This window comes from Pedobacter jeongneungensis (genome assembly GCF_039538295.1).
GTDB lineage: Bacteria > Bacteroidota > Bacteroidia > Sphingobacteriales > Sphingobacteriaceae > Pedobacter > Pedobacter jeongneungensis.
On the sequence record NZ_BAABBY010000017.1, the window covers coordinates 26,458 to 41,080 of the forward strand.

14 protein-coding genes are annotated in these 14,623 nt (G+C 38.0%); 8 read left to right on the plus strand and 6 right to left on the minus strand.

What is annotated here, in order from left to right:
• Positions 1 to 49: 49 nt before the first annotated feature.
• Together serC and ABD769_RS23670 are read left to right on the plus strand one after the other, a co-directional pair.
• Complete coding sequence (gene serC / locus ABD769_RS23665) at positions 50 to 1,123, plus strand: 3-phosphoserine/phosphohydroxythreonine transaminase (protein WP_344853844.1); 1,074 nt, start codon at positions 50 to 52, stop codon at positions 1,121 to 1,123.
• 70 nt (positions 1,124 to 1,193) lie between these two features.
• Positions 1,194 to 2,144: a D-2-hydroxyacid dehydrogenase gene (locus ABD769_RS23670; protein ID WP_344853845.1), complete on the plus strand. Its 951-nt coding sequence runs from the start codon at positions 1,194 to 1,196 to the stop codon at positions 2,142 to 2,144.
• Between the two features lie 152 nt (positions 2,145 to 2,296).
• On the opposite strand, the gene ABD769_RS23675 is transcribed toward ABD769_RS23670, so the two are convergent.
• The 3 genes from ABD769_RS23675 to ABD769_RS23685 all read right to left on the minus strand — a co-directional run bounded on the left by ABD769_RS23675 (position 2,297) and on the right by ABD769_RS23685 (position 3,958).
• Positions 2,297 to 2,443, minus strand: a complete 147-nt coding sequence (locus ABD769_RS23675) for a hypothetical protein (protein ID WP_344853846.1) — start codon at positions 2,441 to 2,443, stop codon at positions 2,297 to 2,299.
• Entirely contained in the window at positions 2,424 to 3,041 is a 618-nt protein-coding gene (locus tag ABD769_RS23680; protein ID WP_344853847.1) for a hypothetical protein, read from the minus strand. The genes ABD769_RS23675 and ABD769_RS23680 overlap by 20 nt, the downstream gene beginning before the upstream one ends.
• A 137-nt stretch (positions 3,042 to 3,178) precedes the next feature.
• Positions 3,179 to 3,958, minus strand: a complete 780-nt coding sequence (locus ABD769_RS23685; RefSeq protein ID WP_344853848.1) for an SAM hydrolase/SAM-dependent halogenase family protein — start codon at positions 3,956 to 3,958, stop codon at positions 3,179 to 3,181.
• A 103-nt stretch (positions 3,959 to 4,061) separates the two neighbouring features.
• Here ABD769_RS23685 and ABD769_RS23690 point away from each other — a divergent pair, with 103 nt between their 5' ends.
• From ABD769_RS23690 to ABD769_RS23705, 4 genes are all read left to right on the plus strand, one after another.
• The gene (locus ABD769_RS23690) at positions 4,062 to 5,021 is read left to right on the plus strand and encodes a PhoH family protein (protein WP_344853849.1); all 960 of its coding nucleotides are present in this window, start codon (positions 4,062 to 4,064) and stop codon (positions 5,019 to 5,021) included.
• A gap of 163 nt (positions 5,022 to 5,184) precedes the next feature.
• Entirely contained in the window at positions 5,185 to 6,129 is a 945-nt protein-coding gene (locus ABD769_RS23695; protein ID WP_344853850.1) for a phosphoribosylaminoimidazolesuccinocarboxamide synthase, read from the plus strand.
• 45 nt (positions 6,130 to 6,174) lie between these two features.
• On the plus strand, positions 6,175 to 6,552 hold the full coding sequence (locus tag ABD769_RS23700; protein WP_344853851.1) for an STAS domain-containing protein: 378 nt from the start codon (positions 6,175 to 6,177) through the stop codon (positions 6,550 to 6,552).
• A gap of 70 nt (positions 6,553 to 6,622) precedes the next feature.
• Positions 6,623 to 7,528 (plus strand): ribonuclease Z, encoded by a 906-nt coding sequence (locus ABD769_RS23705; RefSeq protein ID WP_344853877.1) that lies wholly within the window; start codon positions 6,623 to 6,625, stop codon positions 7,526 to 7,528.
• A 306-nt stretch (positions 7,529 to 7,834) separates the two neighbouring features.
• Here ABD769_RS23705 and ABD769_RS23710 read toward each other — a convergent pair whose 3' ends face one another.
• The 3 genes from ABD769_RS23710 to ABD769_RS23720 all read right to left on the minus strand — a co-directional run bounded on the left by ABD769_RS23710 (position 7,835) and on the right by ABD769_RS23720 (position 10,610).
• Entirely contained in the window at positions 7,835 to 8,788 is a 954-nt protein-coding gene (locus ABD769_RS23710) for an MlaD family protein (protein WP_344853852.1), read from the minus strand.
• Positions 8,789 to 8,960: 172 nt separating this feature from the next.
• Positions 8,961 to 9,737, minus strand: coding sequence for an N-acetylmuramoyl-L-alanine amidase family protein (locus ABD769_RS23715; protein WP_344853853.1), 777 nt, complete (start codon positions 9,735 to 9,737; stop codon positions 8,961 to 8,963).
• Between the two features lie 9 nt (positions 9,738 to 9,746).
• Positions 9,747 to 10,610 (minus strand): N-acetylmuramoyl-L-alanine amidase family protein, encoded by an 864-nt coding sequence (locus ABD769_RS23720; protein WP_344853878.1) that lies wholly within the window; start codon positions 10,608 to 10,610, stop codon positions 9,747 to 9,749.
• 164 nt (positions 10,611 to 10,774) lie between these two features.
• Here ABD769_RS23720 and ABD769_RS23725 point away from each other — a divergent pair, with 164 nt between their 5' ends.
• Complete coding sequence (locus tag ABD769_RS23725) at positions 10,775 to 13,345, plus strand: putative LPS assembly protein LptD (protein WP_344853854.1); 2,571 nt, start codon at positions 10,775 to 10,777, stop codon at positions 13,343 to 13,345.
• A 3-nt stretch (positions 13,346 to 13,348) separates the two neighbouring features.
• Entirely contained in the window at positions 13,349 to 14,593 is a 1,245-nt protein-coding gene (locus ABD769_RS23730; protein ID WP_344853855.1) for a competence/damage-inducible protein A, read from the plus strand.
• The last annotated feature ends 30 nt before the right edge of the window (positions 14,594 to 14,623 follow it).

Consider the following 14,623-nt stretch of genomic DNA (forward strand, 5'->3'; position numbering starts at 1 on the left):
ACTGCTTTAAAAATTTTACATTTACCGCCATAAAACATTATATAATAAGATGAAGCATAATTTTGGCGCAGGCCCTTGTATTTTACCTCAAGAAGTGTTTAAACAAGCAGCTCAGGCTGTTTTAGATTTTAACGATGGATTATCAATTTTAGAAATTTCGCACAGAACAACCGAATTTGAGGCAGTTGTTGCTGAAGCTGATAAGTTGGTAAAAGAATTATTAAATGTGCCGTCGGGTTATTCCGTTTTATTTTTACAGGGTGGTGCAAGTTTACAGTTTGCAATGGTTCCGATGAACTTATTGGGCGACGGACAAACAGCAAGTTATTTAGATTCGGGCGTTTGGGCTACCAAAGCTTTAAAGGAAGCTAAATTTATTGGTAATGTAAATGTAGTTGCTTCTTCAAAAGATGCGAACTATACTTTTATTCCAAAAGATTTTGAAATTCCTGCTGATAGTGCTTATTTCCACTATACCTCTAACAATACGATTTATGGTACCGAGCTGTTCGAAGTGCCTAAAACCAGTGTTCCTGTGGTGTGCGATATGTCATCTGATATTATGAGCCGTGTAATCGATGTTGCTCAATTTGATCTTATTTATGCTGGTGCACAAAAAAATATTGGTCCTGCAGGTTTAACCATTGCTATTGTAAAAGATGAAATTTTAGGTAAAATCGACCGTAAAATTCCGTCGATGCTAAATTATCAGTCCCATATCGATAATGGCTCAATGTACAATACACCTCCGGTTTTTTCGATCTATGTAGCTTTATTAAACCTTCGTTGGTTAAAATCAAAAGGTGGTGTTGCCGAAATTGAAAAAGAAAACAAACAAAAAGCTGAGGCGCTTTACAGAGAGATAGACCGTAACCCATTATTTAAAGGTACTTGTGCAGTTGAAGACCGTTCGAGAATGAACATTTGTTTCGTAATGGAAAATGCAGAACTGGAAAAACCATTCCTGAAATATGCAGAAGAGCAAGGGATTGTGGGTATTAAAGGACACAGAAGTGTGGGTGGTTTCCGTGCTTCTATGTACAATGCGTTACCAATTACAAGCGTTCACGCGTTGATCGATGCCATGCAGTCATTTGAAGAACAACAGGCAAAAGCAAATTAATTTAAATTTTAACCGATAATTGATTCGCATTTAAATCTGTGTAATCAATTTAATCAGTGAAATCATACATATGATTAAGATATTAGCAAACGATGGGATCGATCCGATCGGAAAAGAATTATTAGAAAAAGCAGGTTTTCAGGTAGATACAGAAACAATTCCACAAGATCAGTTAGCCGAAGCGTTAAAAAACTATGATGCCATTACCGTTCGTAGTGCAACAAAAGTTAGAAAAGAGTTAATTGATGCCGTTCCAAATATCAAATTAATTGGTAGAGGTGGGGTTGGTATGGATAATATCGACGTAGAATATGCACGCAGTCAGGGGGTTGCAGTAGTTAATACACCGGCTGCATCATCATTATCAGTTGCCGAGCTGGTATTTTCTCACTTATTTACCGGTATCAGGTTTTTACAGGATGCCAACCGTAAAATGCCTGTTGAAGGTTCAACACAATTCAACAACCTTAAAAAAGCTTATGCTAAAGGAACTGAATTAAGTGGTAAAACCATTGGTATTATCGGTTTCGGTCGTATCGGTCGCGCTACTGCAAAAGTGGCATTAGGCTTAGGCATGAATGTTTTGGCTTACGATTTATATCCTTCAGAATCTGAAATTACTTTAGAATTCCAGGGCGGAAAATCAGTAAGTATTCCAATTAAAACGGTATCATTGGATGAAGTTATTGCCGGTAGTGATTTCCTTAGTTTACACACCCCATTTGCCGATAAACCTATTTTAGGTGCAGAGGAATTTGCAAAAATGAAAAATGGCGTAGGTATTGTAAATTGCTCACGCGGTGGAACAATTGATGAACCAGCTTTAATTGAAGCATTAAATTCAGGGAAGGTTTCTTTTGCCGGTTTAGATGTTTTTGACAATGAGCCAACACCATTGGCAGAAATTTTAACACATCCTAAAATCTCTTTAACACCGCACATCGGTGCCTCAACAAACGAAGCACAAGAACGTATCGGTACGGAATTGGCTACGCTGATTATTGAGCATTTTAAGAAATAGATAGGGGCTTGCGCTCGTTTCCAAACGAGTGCATAAATAGCTTTACGATTCTATCGTTTGTAATTGATAAACTATTCAACGTTCGTTAAAAAACGAGCGTTAGCGCGGAAGTCCAGACCTTATAGGTTTTAAAACCTGTAAGGTCTTTTATCCTAATCCAGCGCATTCGTTGTAACCCAATAACGATAACCCAATATCGCTTTCTGAAAAGTAGTCAGCTTATTCGGATCTTTTTTATACAAACTTGGTAATACTACCTTGTTTATCTTTGCCAGTATTTTAAACAGTCCTCTTTTCATATCGCTGTAGTTTTTTATTGAAGAAATAAAATCCACCAATCATCACTAAAACAAGAAATGCAATAATGTAGTTTGATAAACTGCCTTTATTCTTTTTGTCTAAATCTTCTTTAAGCTGTGAATTTTGATCCTGAAGTTTTTTAATGGTACCCATATAGGCTTCAATGCGTTCCTGAGAGTTATCTGCAACCGCCACTTTTTGCTGGTTCTGCAGGTCTTTATAATCCATTAAAATTTTCAGCTCTTTAAAAATATTATTATCCGTTAATACCACTTGACGGAGAATTTCATTCGAGTTTTTAATATCTTTCTTCGTCTGCCAGCCAAAAATACCTGAACGCTGCGTTAAGCTTTCATCATACTGGCCAAACTTCGCGCTTCGCTCCTGGAGCAATGAATTTACTTTAACGCGTTGTGCTGCATAAGCCGCAGTATCTTGTTGTGCATAAACCTGAAAACTCATTAAAATAACCGGGAGCAGGTAAAAATATTTCTTCATGTGGATATAAACGCGAAAAGGGTGGAAGTTGTTTTGCTGGTTCATTGGTTCAGCCGTCATTGGTGTATTGGTAGTGCAAAGCGCCAAAATATTCGTCATCTTGACTGAAACGCAGTGGAACGCCCGCCTGCTTCGGGCAGGGAAAGATCTGCCTTGATAGATTTCTCGACTTCGTTGCACTCCGCTCGAAATGACGGCTTTCTGCTTTAGTCTTTCTCCTTTAGTCTTTCACCTCTCTAAGAATGAAACTCAACTCGTACAATATCTCCCAGATGCAAGCCCAATAATCCACTCGCTTTTCCTTTGTTAATGGCAATTTCGAGGTGATTACTGATTCCGAAGAGGCAAAGTTTTTCACCTTCCTGCACTTCGTTGTAATGCCAGCTCAGTTGAGTAATGGTTTCGCTTTTTCTGAAGTGTAAAGTAAAATCGCGGTTTTTCTGAATTTTGGTAAAAAGATCTTTCGTAATGTTAGTAATTACGTTGCAAAAGGTATCGATGTACACCACACTTCCGCGGATCACATCGCGCTCAATTACAGGGTGTAAAAGCATCTTCTGCTCAATCTCTGCTACAGGTAAACCAATATCCTTTAATTTACCACCTTTAGCCAGATGCGTTGCAGCCTTAACAAAAATATCAACTAGTGGGAAATGCAAATATTTTAAATCCTGCATGATATTCAGCTCCACAACATCCTCCGGTATATCATCAAAAAGAAGCGAGAAAATGCCATTATCTGCGCCAACAAAATAATGATCGCGGTGTTTTACGGCAATGTATTTCGTATTTTCACTATAAACCGAATCGATGCCGATTAAGTGTACCGTGTTCTTCGGAAAGTAAGGATAAGCGTTTTTTAAAACAAAAGCCGCATAAGAAATATTAAACGAAGGAACTTCGTGGGTAATATCAACTAAATTAACATTAGGCATAAGACTCAACAGACTACCTTTTAGAGCACTCTGGTAAAAATCTTTCGAACCTAAATCTGTTGTTAAAGTAATTATCCCCATTAAAAATTCATTATTATTGCTTATTCTTGTGTACAGGCCTAAGCGTCTGCAAATATTCAAATTTTAATTAATATACCCCGATAACTTTTTAAAATACTACAGTTTGAACGAATTAAAATTAACTCTGGATACCGTAAATCCTGCTCACTTTTGGGGGCCGAACAATGAGAATTACGAAATGATTAAAGGTGCTTTCGCGAAGTTAAAACTGGTGGCGAGAGGTAGTGATGTTAAGGTTCTCGGTGATGAACAGGAACTTAAGGCTTTCGAAGAGAAGTTTAACCAGCTGATTGCACACCTCGAAAAATATAGCTCACTAAGCAATAATGATGTAGAAACGATACTGGGCGCAAAGGCAGCAGGCGTTGCAAAAAAAGATGCAGAACAACCAACCGGAGGTGGCGGAGAAGTAATTGTTTTCGGTACTAACGGCTTATTGGTAAAGGCAAGAACGGCAAACCAGCGTAAAATGGTAAGCAGTATTGCTAAAAACGACATCCTTTTTGCCATTGGACCAGCCGGAACAGGTAAAACCTATACAGCTGTAGCTTTAGCGGTTAGAGCTTTGAAGAATAAAGAAATTAAAAGGATTATTTTAACCCGTCCCGCAGTTGAGGCAGGGGAAAACCTGGGTTTTTTACCGGGAGATTTAAAAGAAAAAATCGATCCGTATTTACGTCCGCTTTATGATGCGCTGGATGATATGATTCCTGCGGAGAAATTGAAATTTTATATCGAAAACCGCACCATCGAAATTGCCCCACTGGCATTTATGCGTGGCCGTACTTTAGATAACTGTTTTGTGATCCTCGATGAGGCCCAAAATGCCACCGATATGCAGTTAAAAATGTTTTTAACCCGTATGGGACCAACAGCAAAATTTATTGTTACGGGTGATGTTACACAAGTTGACTTACCTAAAAAACAAATGTCGGGTTTATTTAATGGGCTGAGAATTTTGGAAGATATTAAAGGAATCGATATTATTTATTTGAGCGGAGAAGATGTGGTAAGGCATAAACTGGTGAAAGATATTTTGAAAGCTTACGGAGATATTCAATAGTTATGTAAAATGTAAGATGGAAAATGGATGATGGACAGCGTTAAAGCTTTTAAAACCATCATCCATTTGACATTATTATTTTTGGTTTTTTAATAAATTATATCTTCTGACTTCTGACCGTGGTCTTCGGACTTTCGGACTTTTTCCCTATTTTTACTGCCTCATGAAAGCACTAAAAGAAACCCATTTCAATTTCCCGAATCAAAGTAATTTTTACAAAGGCAAAGTACGTGATGTATATACTATTGCTGATCAATCCATGGTAATGGTGGTATCAGACCGTATTTCTGCATTTGACGTAGTATTGCCTGAGGCGATTCCATTTAAAGGACAGGTATTAAACCAGATTGCTGCTAAATTTTTAGCTGCTACACAGGATATCGTTCCAAACTGGGTTTTGGCTGTTCCTGATCCGATGGTTACCATAGGCCGTATCTGCGAGCCCTTTAAAGTAGAAATGGTAATACGGGGTTACCTGGCTGGTCATGCCTGGAGAGAGTACAGCGCCGGTAAACGTTCGGTTTGTGGTGTTGCTTTGCCGGAAGGTTTGAAAGAAAACGATAAATTACCTCAGCCGATTATTACCCCAACAACAAAGGCCTCGGTTGGTCACGACGAAGATATTTCGAAAGAAGATATTCTGGCCAAAGGCATCGTTTCGATTACAGATTACGAAAAATTAGAAGAATATACTTACGCATTATACCAACGCGGAACTGAAATTGCCGCCAAAAGCGGATTGATTTTAGTAGATACAAAATATGAATTTGGTTCTGCAGATGGAGTAATTTACCTGATCGACGAAATTCATACACCAGATTCTTCACGTTATTTTTATGCTGAAGGTTATCAGGAACGTCAAGACAATAACGAGCCACAAAAGCAACTTTCGAAAGAGTTTGTAAGAAAATGGTTAATCGAAAACGGTTTTCAGGGGAAAGATGGTCAAACGATACCAGAAATGACACCTGAAATTGTAAACTCGATTTCTGAACGTTACATCGAACTTTACGAACATATTGTAGGAGAGACGTTTATAAAAGCAGATGCAGATGCCATATCAAGCCGTATCGAAAGCAATGTGGTAAAGGCTTTAGAAACTTTATAAAATTCGAAAGAAATTTCTACATTAGTAGAATTAAAGATTAGAGAGATGAAATTTTCAGTAGATAAACACGATAAATATGTAACCTTAAAGTTAGAGGAAACTAAGTTTACAAATGATAATGCACCAGGCTTAAAATCAGAATTCTATTTACTTAATGCCGAAGGCTTTCAGAACATTATTGTTGATTTAAGCCATGTTACAGAGTGTAACGACGCACAGGATTTAAGCTGCTTATTGGTTGGCGACAGGCTTTGCAAATCGGCAGGCGGATTATTTATCGTAACCGGGATTAATGATGAGCTTGCTTCAATTATTGAATTATCAAACATATTTCAATCTGTAACGTTTGTTAATACATTAGACGAAGCAACAGATTTCATCTTTATGGAAGAGTTGGAAAAAGAGTTTAGAGGCGCTAAATAACATATTATTTAAATAACATTACGGCCTCGTAGTTTCTAAAAATCTACGGGGCTTTTTATATCTGATCATGATGAAGTTTGAAGTTACAATTTTGGGAAGCAGTTCTGCAACACCTGTATTTAACAGGAATCCATCAGCACAGCTTTTAAATTGTAACGAAAAATACTATTTGATCGACTGTGGTGAAGGTACACAACAACAATTAGCCAGGTTTAACCTAAAGGCAGCCCGGATCGATTATATTTTCATCAGTCATTTACATGGTGATCATTATTTTGGCTTAATCGGTTTGCTATCAAGTCTGCATTTAAACGGCAGGATAAAACCCATGCAGATTTTCGGTCCGAAACCTTTGCTGGAGATCTTAGAGATCCAGTTTAAATATTCTGATACCGTTTTGAGGTACCCAATTGAATTTTTCCCGATCGAAGCAGATCAATCTACCCAGATTTTCGAAAACAGTGATCTGACTGTAAAAACCATTGTTTTAAATCACCGTATCCCCACCACAGGCTTTATTTTTCAGCAAAAGAAAAGACAGCGCAAACTGATTAAAGAAAAGGCTGATGAAGTGCCGATGGCTTATTATACCACTTTAAAAAAGGGAAATGATGTAGAATTGCCAAACGGCGATATTTTACGCAGTGCCGATTACACTACAGAAGCCGACCCACCGCGTTGTTACGCTTACTGCTCAGATACTTTATTCGACGAACGTTATTTTTCGACCATAAAAGATTGCGATACGCTATATCATGAAGCCACTTTTATGCATGATCTGTTAGACCGGGCTAATGAAACACACCATACTACAGCTTTACAGGCAGGGGAGGTGGCTAAAATTACCGAAGCAAAGAAATTGCTCATCGGGCATTTTTCTTCACGCTATAAAACTTTACAAATGCTATTGGAGGAAGCGCAATCTGTGTTCGAAAATACAGAGTTAGCTGTTGAGGGCAGGACTTTCCAGCTTTAATTTTTTACTATAGCAATGACCACGTAAGAATAACTCCGTGCTTATCTGTGTCTCCGTGGCAAAAAAATAATCTATTGAGTTACCTAAATTTAAAGATCCTTCGACTACGCTCAGGATGACAATGGAGAGCGATATGTCTCCGGGCTAAAGAAATAAGCCAAGTTTTATCTAATTAAAGATCCTTCACTGCGTTCAGGATGACAACAAAAAGAGAGATTCTCTTTTGTGCGTCTCTCCGTTGCAAAATAGCGCACAAAAAAAGCCCTGCAATTAAAAATTACAGGGCTTTCTGATTTATAAAATTAATTACTTGTCTTTTTTATTTCCGCCTCCGAATACTGAGAAGTGAACATAACGTTTAGGATTTGCTTTTAAATCAATCATTAATTCATCCAGGTTTTTTGATGCATTGTTTAAATTCTGATACATTTTATCATCATTTAACAATAAACCTAAACTGCCTTTTCCTCCTTTGATGCCCGAAATTACACTTTGTAAATCGGCAATGGCGTTGTTTGCATTATCTAAAGTTTGTTTAAAATTAGCAGCGGCAAACTTATCGGTAACCGTATTAATATTGGTTAAAATGTCGCTTATTTTTTGATTGTTGTTATTCAGGTTAGCAGTAATGCCTTCAACATTTCTAAAAATCGCTTCAATACGTTTGCTTTCAGAACCCACCAAACCATCAACTTTTTTAGAAGTCGTTTCTAATGAAGCTAAAGTACCTGCAATGCTGTTAAAACTCTTATCCACATTTTTCTGGAAATTTGGATTAAGGATAGAATTTACACTGCTTAAAATAGAATCCATTTTACCGATAATCAATTCAGCTTTTTTCTGTACCGGCTGAACCTGCTCCATCAATCCTTTTTCTACATTGGCATTTAAAGTGTAGCCATCTTCTGCCATTTTTTTAGAATTACCTAACGACATTACAATCGCTTTGCTACCTAAAAGATCAGTACCTTCTAAACGGGCAATACTATTTTCAGGAATTTCGTATTTACTATTAACACTTAAGGTTGCAATTACCGTACCATCATGCTGTAACTCCAGTTTAGCAACGCGGCCAATCTGATAGCCGTTAATTAATATCGGTTTTGATACCGTTAAACCATCAACCCTGGTGTACTTAGCATAAAGTGTTGTTTCGTTTGAGAAAATGGAATTACCTTTTAAAAAATTATATCCAATAATTAGTAAAGCTATGGCAAATGCGGCTAAAATACCTACCTTGGTTTCGTTCTTAATCTTCATAAGTGTTGTTATTAATGCTGCAGATTTAAGTTTGTTTTTAAAACCCGCTGGAGCGTAATTTCTTTTTTTATAACGTTAAACTTTATAAATACACAAAGTTTACATCAATTGTTTGTCTGGTACCTGTTAATATTTTTTGTAAAGTTAAAATAACTATCATTTATAATGCCACTTATTTAACTTCAATATTTTTTTTGTATGTTTTTATTGCTTCCAGAATAGAATTAGCAATTTCATTCTGACCTTTTTGCGAATTAATATATTTTTCTTCCTCGGTGTTTGAAATAAAACCAACCTCTGTTAAAACAGCCGGCATACCGCAACGTTGCAATACCAGAACGCCCTGTTCTTTTACACCACGGCTAAGTCTTTCATCCCTGCTGATGTAACTGTTCTGGATCAGTTTTGCAAATTTAATACTTTTATCCCGAAAGGTGTTTTTTAACAGCGACAAAAGAATAAAACTACTGGGGTTATTCGGGTCGTAACCATCATATTTACTTTTATAATTCTTTTCCAGTTTGATATCGGCGTTTTCACGGATGGCCGCATCCTGCTCTTTTAACCGGTGCGAACCGGCCACCAATGTTTCTACACCTTTAATGTGTTTGTTGCCCGGCGGCATTGAGTTGCAATGTACCGAAATAAACAGATCGGCATTGGCTTCGTTTGCAATTTCTGCACGGCGGTAGAGGTCTACATCAATATCGGTTTTACGGGTAAAAATTACTTTAACGTCAGGAAGTTCTTCTTTTATCAGTTCGCCCAGCTTTAATCCAACTTTTAACGAAATATCTTTTTCCTTTGTAAAACTGCCCGAAGCACCAGGTTTTCTGCCCCCGTGTCCGGGATCAATTACAATAGTTTTAATTTTGTAGCCTTGTGCGGATGATTGTTTGACAGCAAAAATAGAGAGGAAAAGTATTGTTATCAGAAGTTTAATCTTCATTATAAGTAATTAAAATGATGTTTCGGCTATGCGTTTATAATTTTTAATTGCCCTGATGATACCGCTTACAATTTCGTTCTGTCCTTCCTGTGAGTTCATATAGTCTTCGTCTTCCGGATTACTCACAAAACCAATTTCAGTTAAAACTGCCGGCATGGCTGCACGTGCCAGCACTGCTAAACTTTTTTCCTGCACACCACGGTTGGTACGGCCGGCATTAACATACTCTTGCTGTAACATCGAAGCAAACTTTAAACTCCTATCCCTGTTCGTTTGTTTCATTAAAGATAACATAATGTCGTTCTCTGGCGTATTCGCAATAAAACCCTCATAGTTTTTCTGGTAGTTATCCTCAAGAAACATCGATGCGTTCTCCCTTTTAATTACCTCATCCTGCTCGCCTAAACGGCCTGTTCCGGATACGAAAGTTTCTGTTCCCCTTGTAGACGTACTTTTCGAAGTTACGGTTGTATAAACCGGTACTTTTTTGCCCCGCACTTTTTTGTAATAATCAACCACCCGCGATACCCGCACAGGCATATCGTTTAAGTGGATGGAGATAAATAAATCCGCTTTTGCGTTATTGGCAATATTAATACGCTCGTACAAAGGAATAAAAACATCAGTTTGCCTGGTGTAGATTACCTTGATATCTTTTAAGCTGTCTTGAAGTGCTTTGCCAAGATTTAATGCAGTTTTAAGCGCAACGTCTTTTTCTTTCGAATAGACGCCGTGTGTGGCGCCGTCTTTGCCGCCGTGACCCGCATCAATTACAATTGTTTTAATTTTATATTCTTGCGCAAGCGCTTGATTATCAATTGTATTTGACAATACTAAATAAATAATAAATGTTAAAATGGATTTAAGATACATCAATGGTATATTTTTCACTAATTTTGAACGTTTTTGATTAAACATTTGTGCAAAAATAACATTCAAATACGAATTTGAAACTTCTTAAGAGCTCTATTTTACTAATTTCTGTCATTTTATTAACACTTGTTGTTGGTAAAGCTAACGCATTTTCGCGATTTTCATTGCAACAGATCATTCAACAAGACACTACAAAAAAGGATACAACCAAAAAAACGGGCAAGAATAACAGCAGTATCGATCAGAAAGTAGAGTACAAGGCAGATGACTCTGTAAAAATGAGTGCTGATAAAAACATCGTTTATCTATATGGAAATGCCAGGGTTATTTATGGTGATTTTGAGCTGGATGCGAGTTATATCAAATATGATAAAAAGCAGAATACCATTTTTGCCAGGGGTGTTAAAGATCCAAAAACGGGGCGATATACCGGCAGACCGATTTTTAAATCGGGTGCGGACGGAACTGCAATTGCCGATTCTATTTTTTACAATTCAGAAACAACCAGGGCTAAAGTTTATGGCGTTTTCTCTGAACAGGAGGGTGGGTTTTTCTCCGGAGGGCAGAGTAAAAAGCAAATAGATGATGAGCTGCACATTAAAAATGTGATGTACAGTACCTGTAATTTGCCGCATCCTCACTTTGGATTAATGATCTCGAAAGGGGTTGTAACCGAAAAGCAGATTATTACCGGACCGGTTTATATGATTATTGAGGATATTCCGACCTTTTTAGGGCTTCCTTTTGCATTTTTTCCCAAGCAAAATAAACGAACATCAGGTGTTATTTTACCAACGCCCGGTGAAGATGCCACGAGGGGATTTTTCCTGCAAAACGGGGGGTATTACCTCGGTTTAAACGATTACTGGGATGCCAAGTTAATGGGCTCGATTTATACCAATGGCTCTTACGAAACCAGTGTATTGAGTAATTACACCAAGCGTTATAAATATAACGGTAACATTAACCTGTCTTATTCGAGTTTTAAAGACGGTTTAGAAGGTACGGAGGCATTTGCAAACCCGACCAAAAACTTTAGCATCAACTGGAGCCACAGCCAAAACGCCAATGCCAATCCCGGAACTACCTTTAGTGCAAGTGTAAGGCTTGTATCCACCGGAAGAAAAGGTTATTACAAAAATACGGCAGCGGGTACCACTTACGATATTAATACCATTGCAACAAACTCTACCAGTAGTAGTGTGAGTTATGCCAAAGCTTTTTCAAACGGGATGAACTTCTCCATGGCGGCTTCAAGTGATCAGACTTTGAGTACCAGGGCCATATCATTAAGGTTACCCGAAGTAACATTTAACGTGCCTACCTTTAACCCTTTTAGTTCAAAAAATGCAGTTGGGGAGCAAAAATGGTATCAGAAAATAACAGTGGGTTACAGTTTGCAGGGAACAAACCGTATCGATACTTTCGATAGTTTACTTTTCCAGAACGATGGTTTAAAACGCTTAAGAAGTGGTTTTTCTCATAGTATCCCTGTAAATATGTCGTTTACCGCCCTTAAATATTTAAACTTTAGTTTAGGCGGAACATATAATGAAGTTTGGAATTTCCAGAGTGTAAGACGAAAATATACAGAATTTGCAGATAATACCTATAGCTTTAGAGAAGATACCTTAAGTGGCTTTAAAAGAGCAGGTAGTTATAGCTTATCTACCAGCATGTCGACTAAGATTTACGGAAGAAGGGATTTTAACCCTCAGGGAAAAATTCAGGCTTTGAGGCATGTAATGACACCAAATGTTTCATTCTCTTATTCGCCTGATTTTACCAAAGCGGGTTCCGGACCATATGAAGCTGCAATTAACCAAAATAATAAACCGATTTTAGTTAACGGAATACCTTTAAAGTACTCCATATTTGATGGTATGGCGCAGCCGGGCTCTTTTGGTGGCCCTAACGCTTCCATTGGGTTTGGATTGGATAATACCGTCGAGTTGAAAGTGCGGAACAAGAACGATACAACCGGAACGGGTTCGAAAAAAATCCCGATTATTCAGGGATTGAGTTTTAGCGGTTCATACAATTTCCTCGCAACTTCGTATAAGTTATCAAACATTGGTTTTAGCGGCCGGTCTCAGTTTACCGATAAACTGGGCATCAACTACAACGGAACATTAGATCCTTATTCGTTAAGGAACGATACTTTACCAGGTTCAACATTAAGAATCAGGCAAGACCGTTATTTCTGGCAAACAGGTAAATTTTTGCCACGCCTGGCAAATTTTGGTTTCTCGTTTGATTATAGTTTAAACCCCGAAGCTTTAAAACGTAAAAATGAAGCCAATGATAAGCTGGGTGAAGCGGCCAATAAAAAAGGTTTAACTGATATTCAGTCGGAACAACTGGCAGCCATTAGCCGCGATCCGAATGCTTTTGTTGATTTTAACATTCCTTGGAATTTTTCGTTCTCTTATAGTTTCCAATATTCGAATGATGGAAACACCACTACAACTTCAAATACCTTAAACTTTAATGGTGATGTAAACTTAACTCCGAAGTGGAAGGTTACGTTTAACTCCGGTTACGATTTTAAAAATAATGGTTTAACACCGATGAATCTGGCCATATACCGCGATTTGCATTGCTGGGATATGAGTGTAAACTGGGTTCCTTACGGCGCCTACAAGAGTTATTCGGTAACCATTAAAGTTAAGGCATCAATATTGCAGGATTTGAAATTGAGCAAAAGACAAGGGTTTTACAGCACATACCGATAAATTATGCTAGCCGAAATTATTACCATTGGCGATGAAATTCTCATCGGCCAGATTGTGGATACCAATTCTGCCTGGATGGCCAAACAGCTAAACCTGATTGGTGTTTCCGTGAAACAGATTACTTCAGTTTCTGATGAGGAACAACATATCCTCGAAGCTTTGGCTCAGGCCGAAAAACGGGCTGATATTATTTTAATTACCGGCGGTTTAGGTCCGACGAAGGATGATATCACTAAAAAAACGCTTGCAAAATATTTTAATATGGGCTTCCGTAACGATGCGGGAACACTTGAAATGGTTCGCCAGATTTTTGAAAAATACAAGCGTCCTTTATTGGATGTAAATATTCAGCAGGCTGATGTTCCAGATGGTTGTGAGGTAATTGTGAACAGAAACGGCACAGCGCCATGTATGTGGTTTGAGCAAAATAACCGGATTTTTGTTTCTATGCCTGGTGTGCCCTATGAGATGATGTACTTAATGGATGACGAGATTTTGCCGAGGATTACCAGCAGGTTTAAACTTCCGGCTATCGTTCATAAAACCATCCTTACTGCAAATATTGGCGAATCGTTTTTGGCCAAAGAGATTGAAGAAATAGAAGATAGTTTACCTCAGCATATCAAATTGGCTTATCTGCCTAAATTAGGTCAGGTACGTTTGCGTTTATCTGCCAAAGGAGATAATGAAGCAGAATTAAAAGCAGAGGTTGAAGTGTACGCCAAACAGATTATTGCCAAAGTAAATCAGTTTGTGGTGATTGATGAAGATATTGCGCTTGAAAAAGCAATCATCAATATCATGAAGGAAAAGGGCTTAACCCTATCAACGGCAGAAAGCTGTACCGGAGGATACATTGCTCATTTGATTACGCAACATCCAGGCTGTTCTTCGGTTTATTGGGGCGGGGCAGTAGCCTACGCTTATGAGTTAAAAGAATCAATTTTAGGTGTAAAAGAAAATACTTTAACCACTTTCGGGGCAGTAAGCGAAGAAACCGTTACCGAAATGGCAGAAGGCGCCATAAAACATTTCAAAACCGATTATGCTATTGCCGTTAGCGGAATAGCTGGTCCTGATGGCGGCACAGAAGATAAACCGGTTGGTACCGTATGGATTGCAATTTCTTCCAGGCATAAAACCGTAGCTAAGGTGTTTAATTTCAGCAACAAACGCATTCAAAATATAGAGCGTTCGGCAGCTTCCGCATTAACCATGCTACTAAATCTACTTAAAGAAACAGTTTAGAACGAATAAAAACTGTATTTTTGTGGCGTT

Coding starts and splice junctions, on each gene's coding strand:
- serC (WP_344853844.1), top strand. CDS start 50: ATGAAGCATAATTTTGGCGCAGGCCCTTGTATTTTACCTCAAGAAGTG.
- ABD769_RS23670 (WP_344853845.1), top strand. CDS start 1,194: ATGATTAAGATATTAGCAAACGATGGGATCGATCCGATCGGAAAAGAA.
- ABD769_RS23675 (WP_344853846.1), bottom strand. CDS start 2,443: ATGAAAAGAGGACTGTTTAAAATACTGGCAAAGATAAACAAGGTAGTA.
- ABD769_RS23680 (WP_344853847.1), bottom strand. CDS start 3,041: ATGACGAATATTTTGGCGCTTTGCACTACCAATACACCAATGACGGCT.
- ABD769_RS23685 (WP_344853848.1), bottom strand. CDS start 3,958: ATGGGGATAATTACTTTAACAACAGATTTAGGTTCGAAAGATTTTTAC.
- ABD769_RS23695 (WP_344853850.1), top strand. CDS start 5,185: ATGAAAGCACTAAAAGAAACCCATTTCAATTTCCCGAATCAAAGTAAT.
- ABD769_RS23700 (WP_344853851.1), top strand. CDS start 6,175: ATGAAATTTTCAGTAGATAAACACGATAAATATGTAACCTTAAAGTTA.
- ABD769_RS23705 (WP_344853877.1), top strand. CDS start 6,623: ATGAAGTTTGAAGTTACAATTTTGGGAAGCAGTTCTGCAACACCTGTA.
- ABD769_RS23710 (WP_344853852.1), bottom strand. CDS start 8,788: ATGAAGATTAAGAACGAAACCAAGGTAGGTATTTTAGCCGCATTTGCC.
- ABD769_RS23715 (WP_344853853.1), bottom strand. CDS start 9,737: ATGAAGATTAAACTTCTGATAACAATACTTTTCCTCTCTATTTTTGCT.
- ABD769_RS23720 (WP_344853878.1), bottom strand. CDS start 10,610: ATGTATCTTAAATCCATTTTAACATTTATTATTTATTTAGTATTGTCA.
- ABD769_RS23730 (WP_344853855.1), top strand. CDS start 13,349: ATGCTAGCCGAAATTATTACCATTGGCGATGAAATTCTCATCGGCCAG.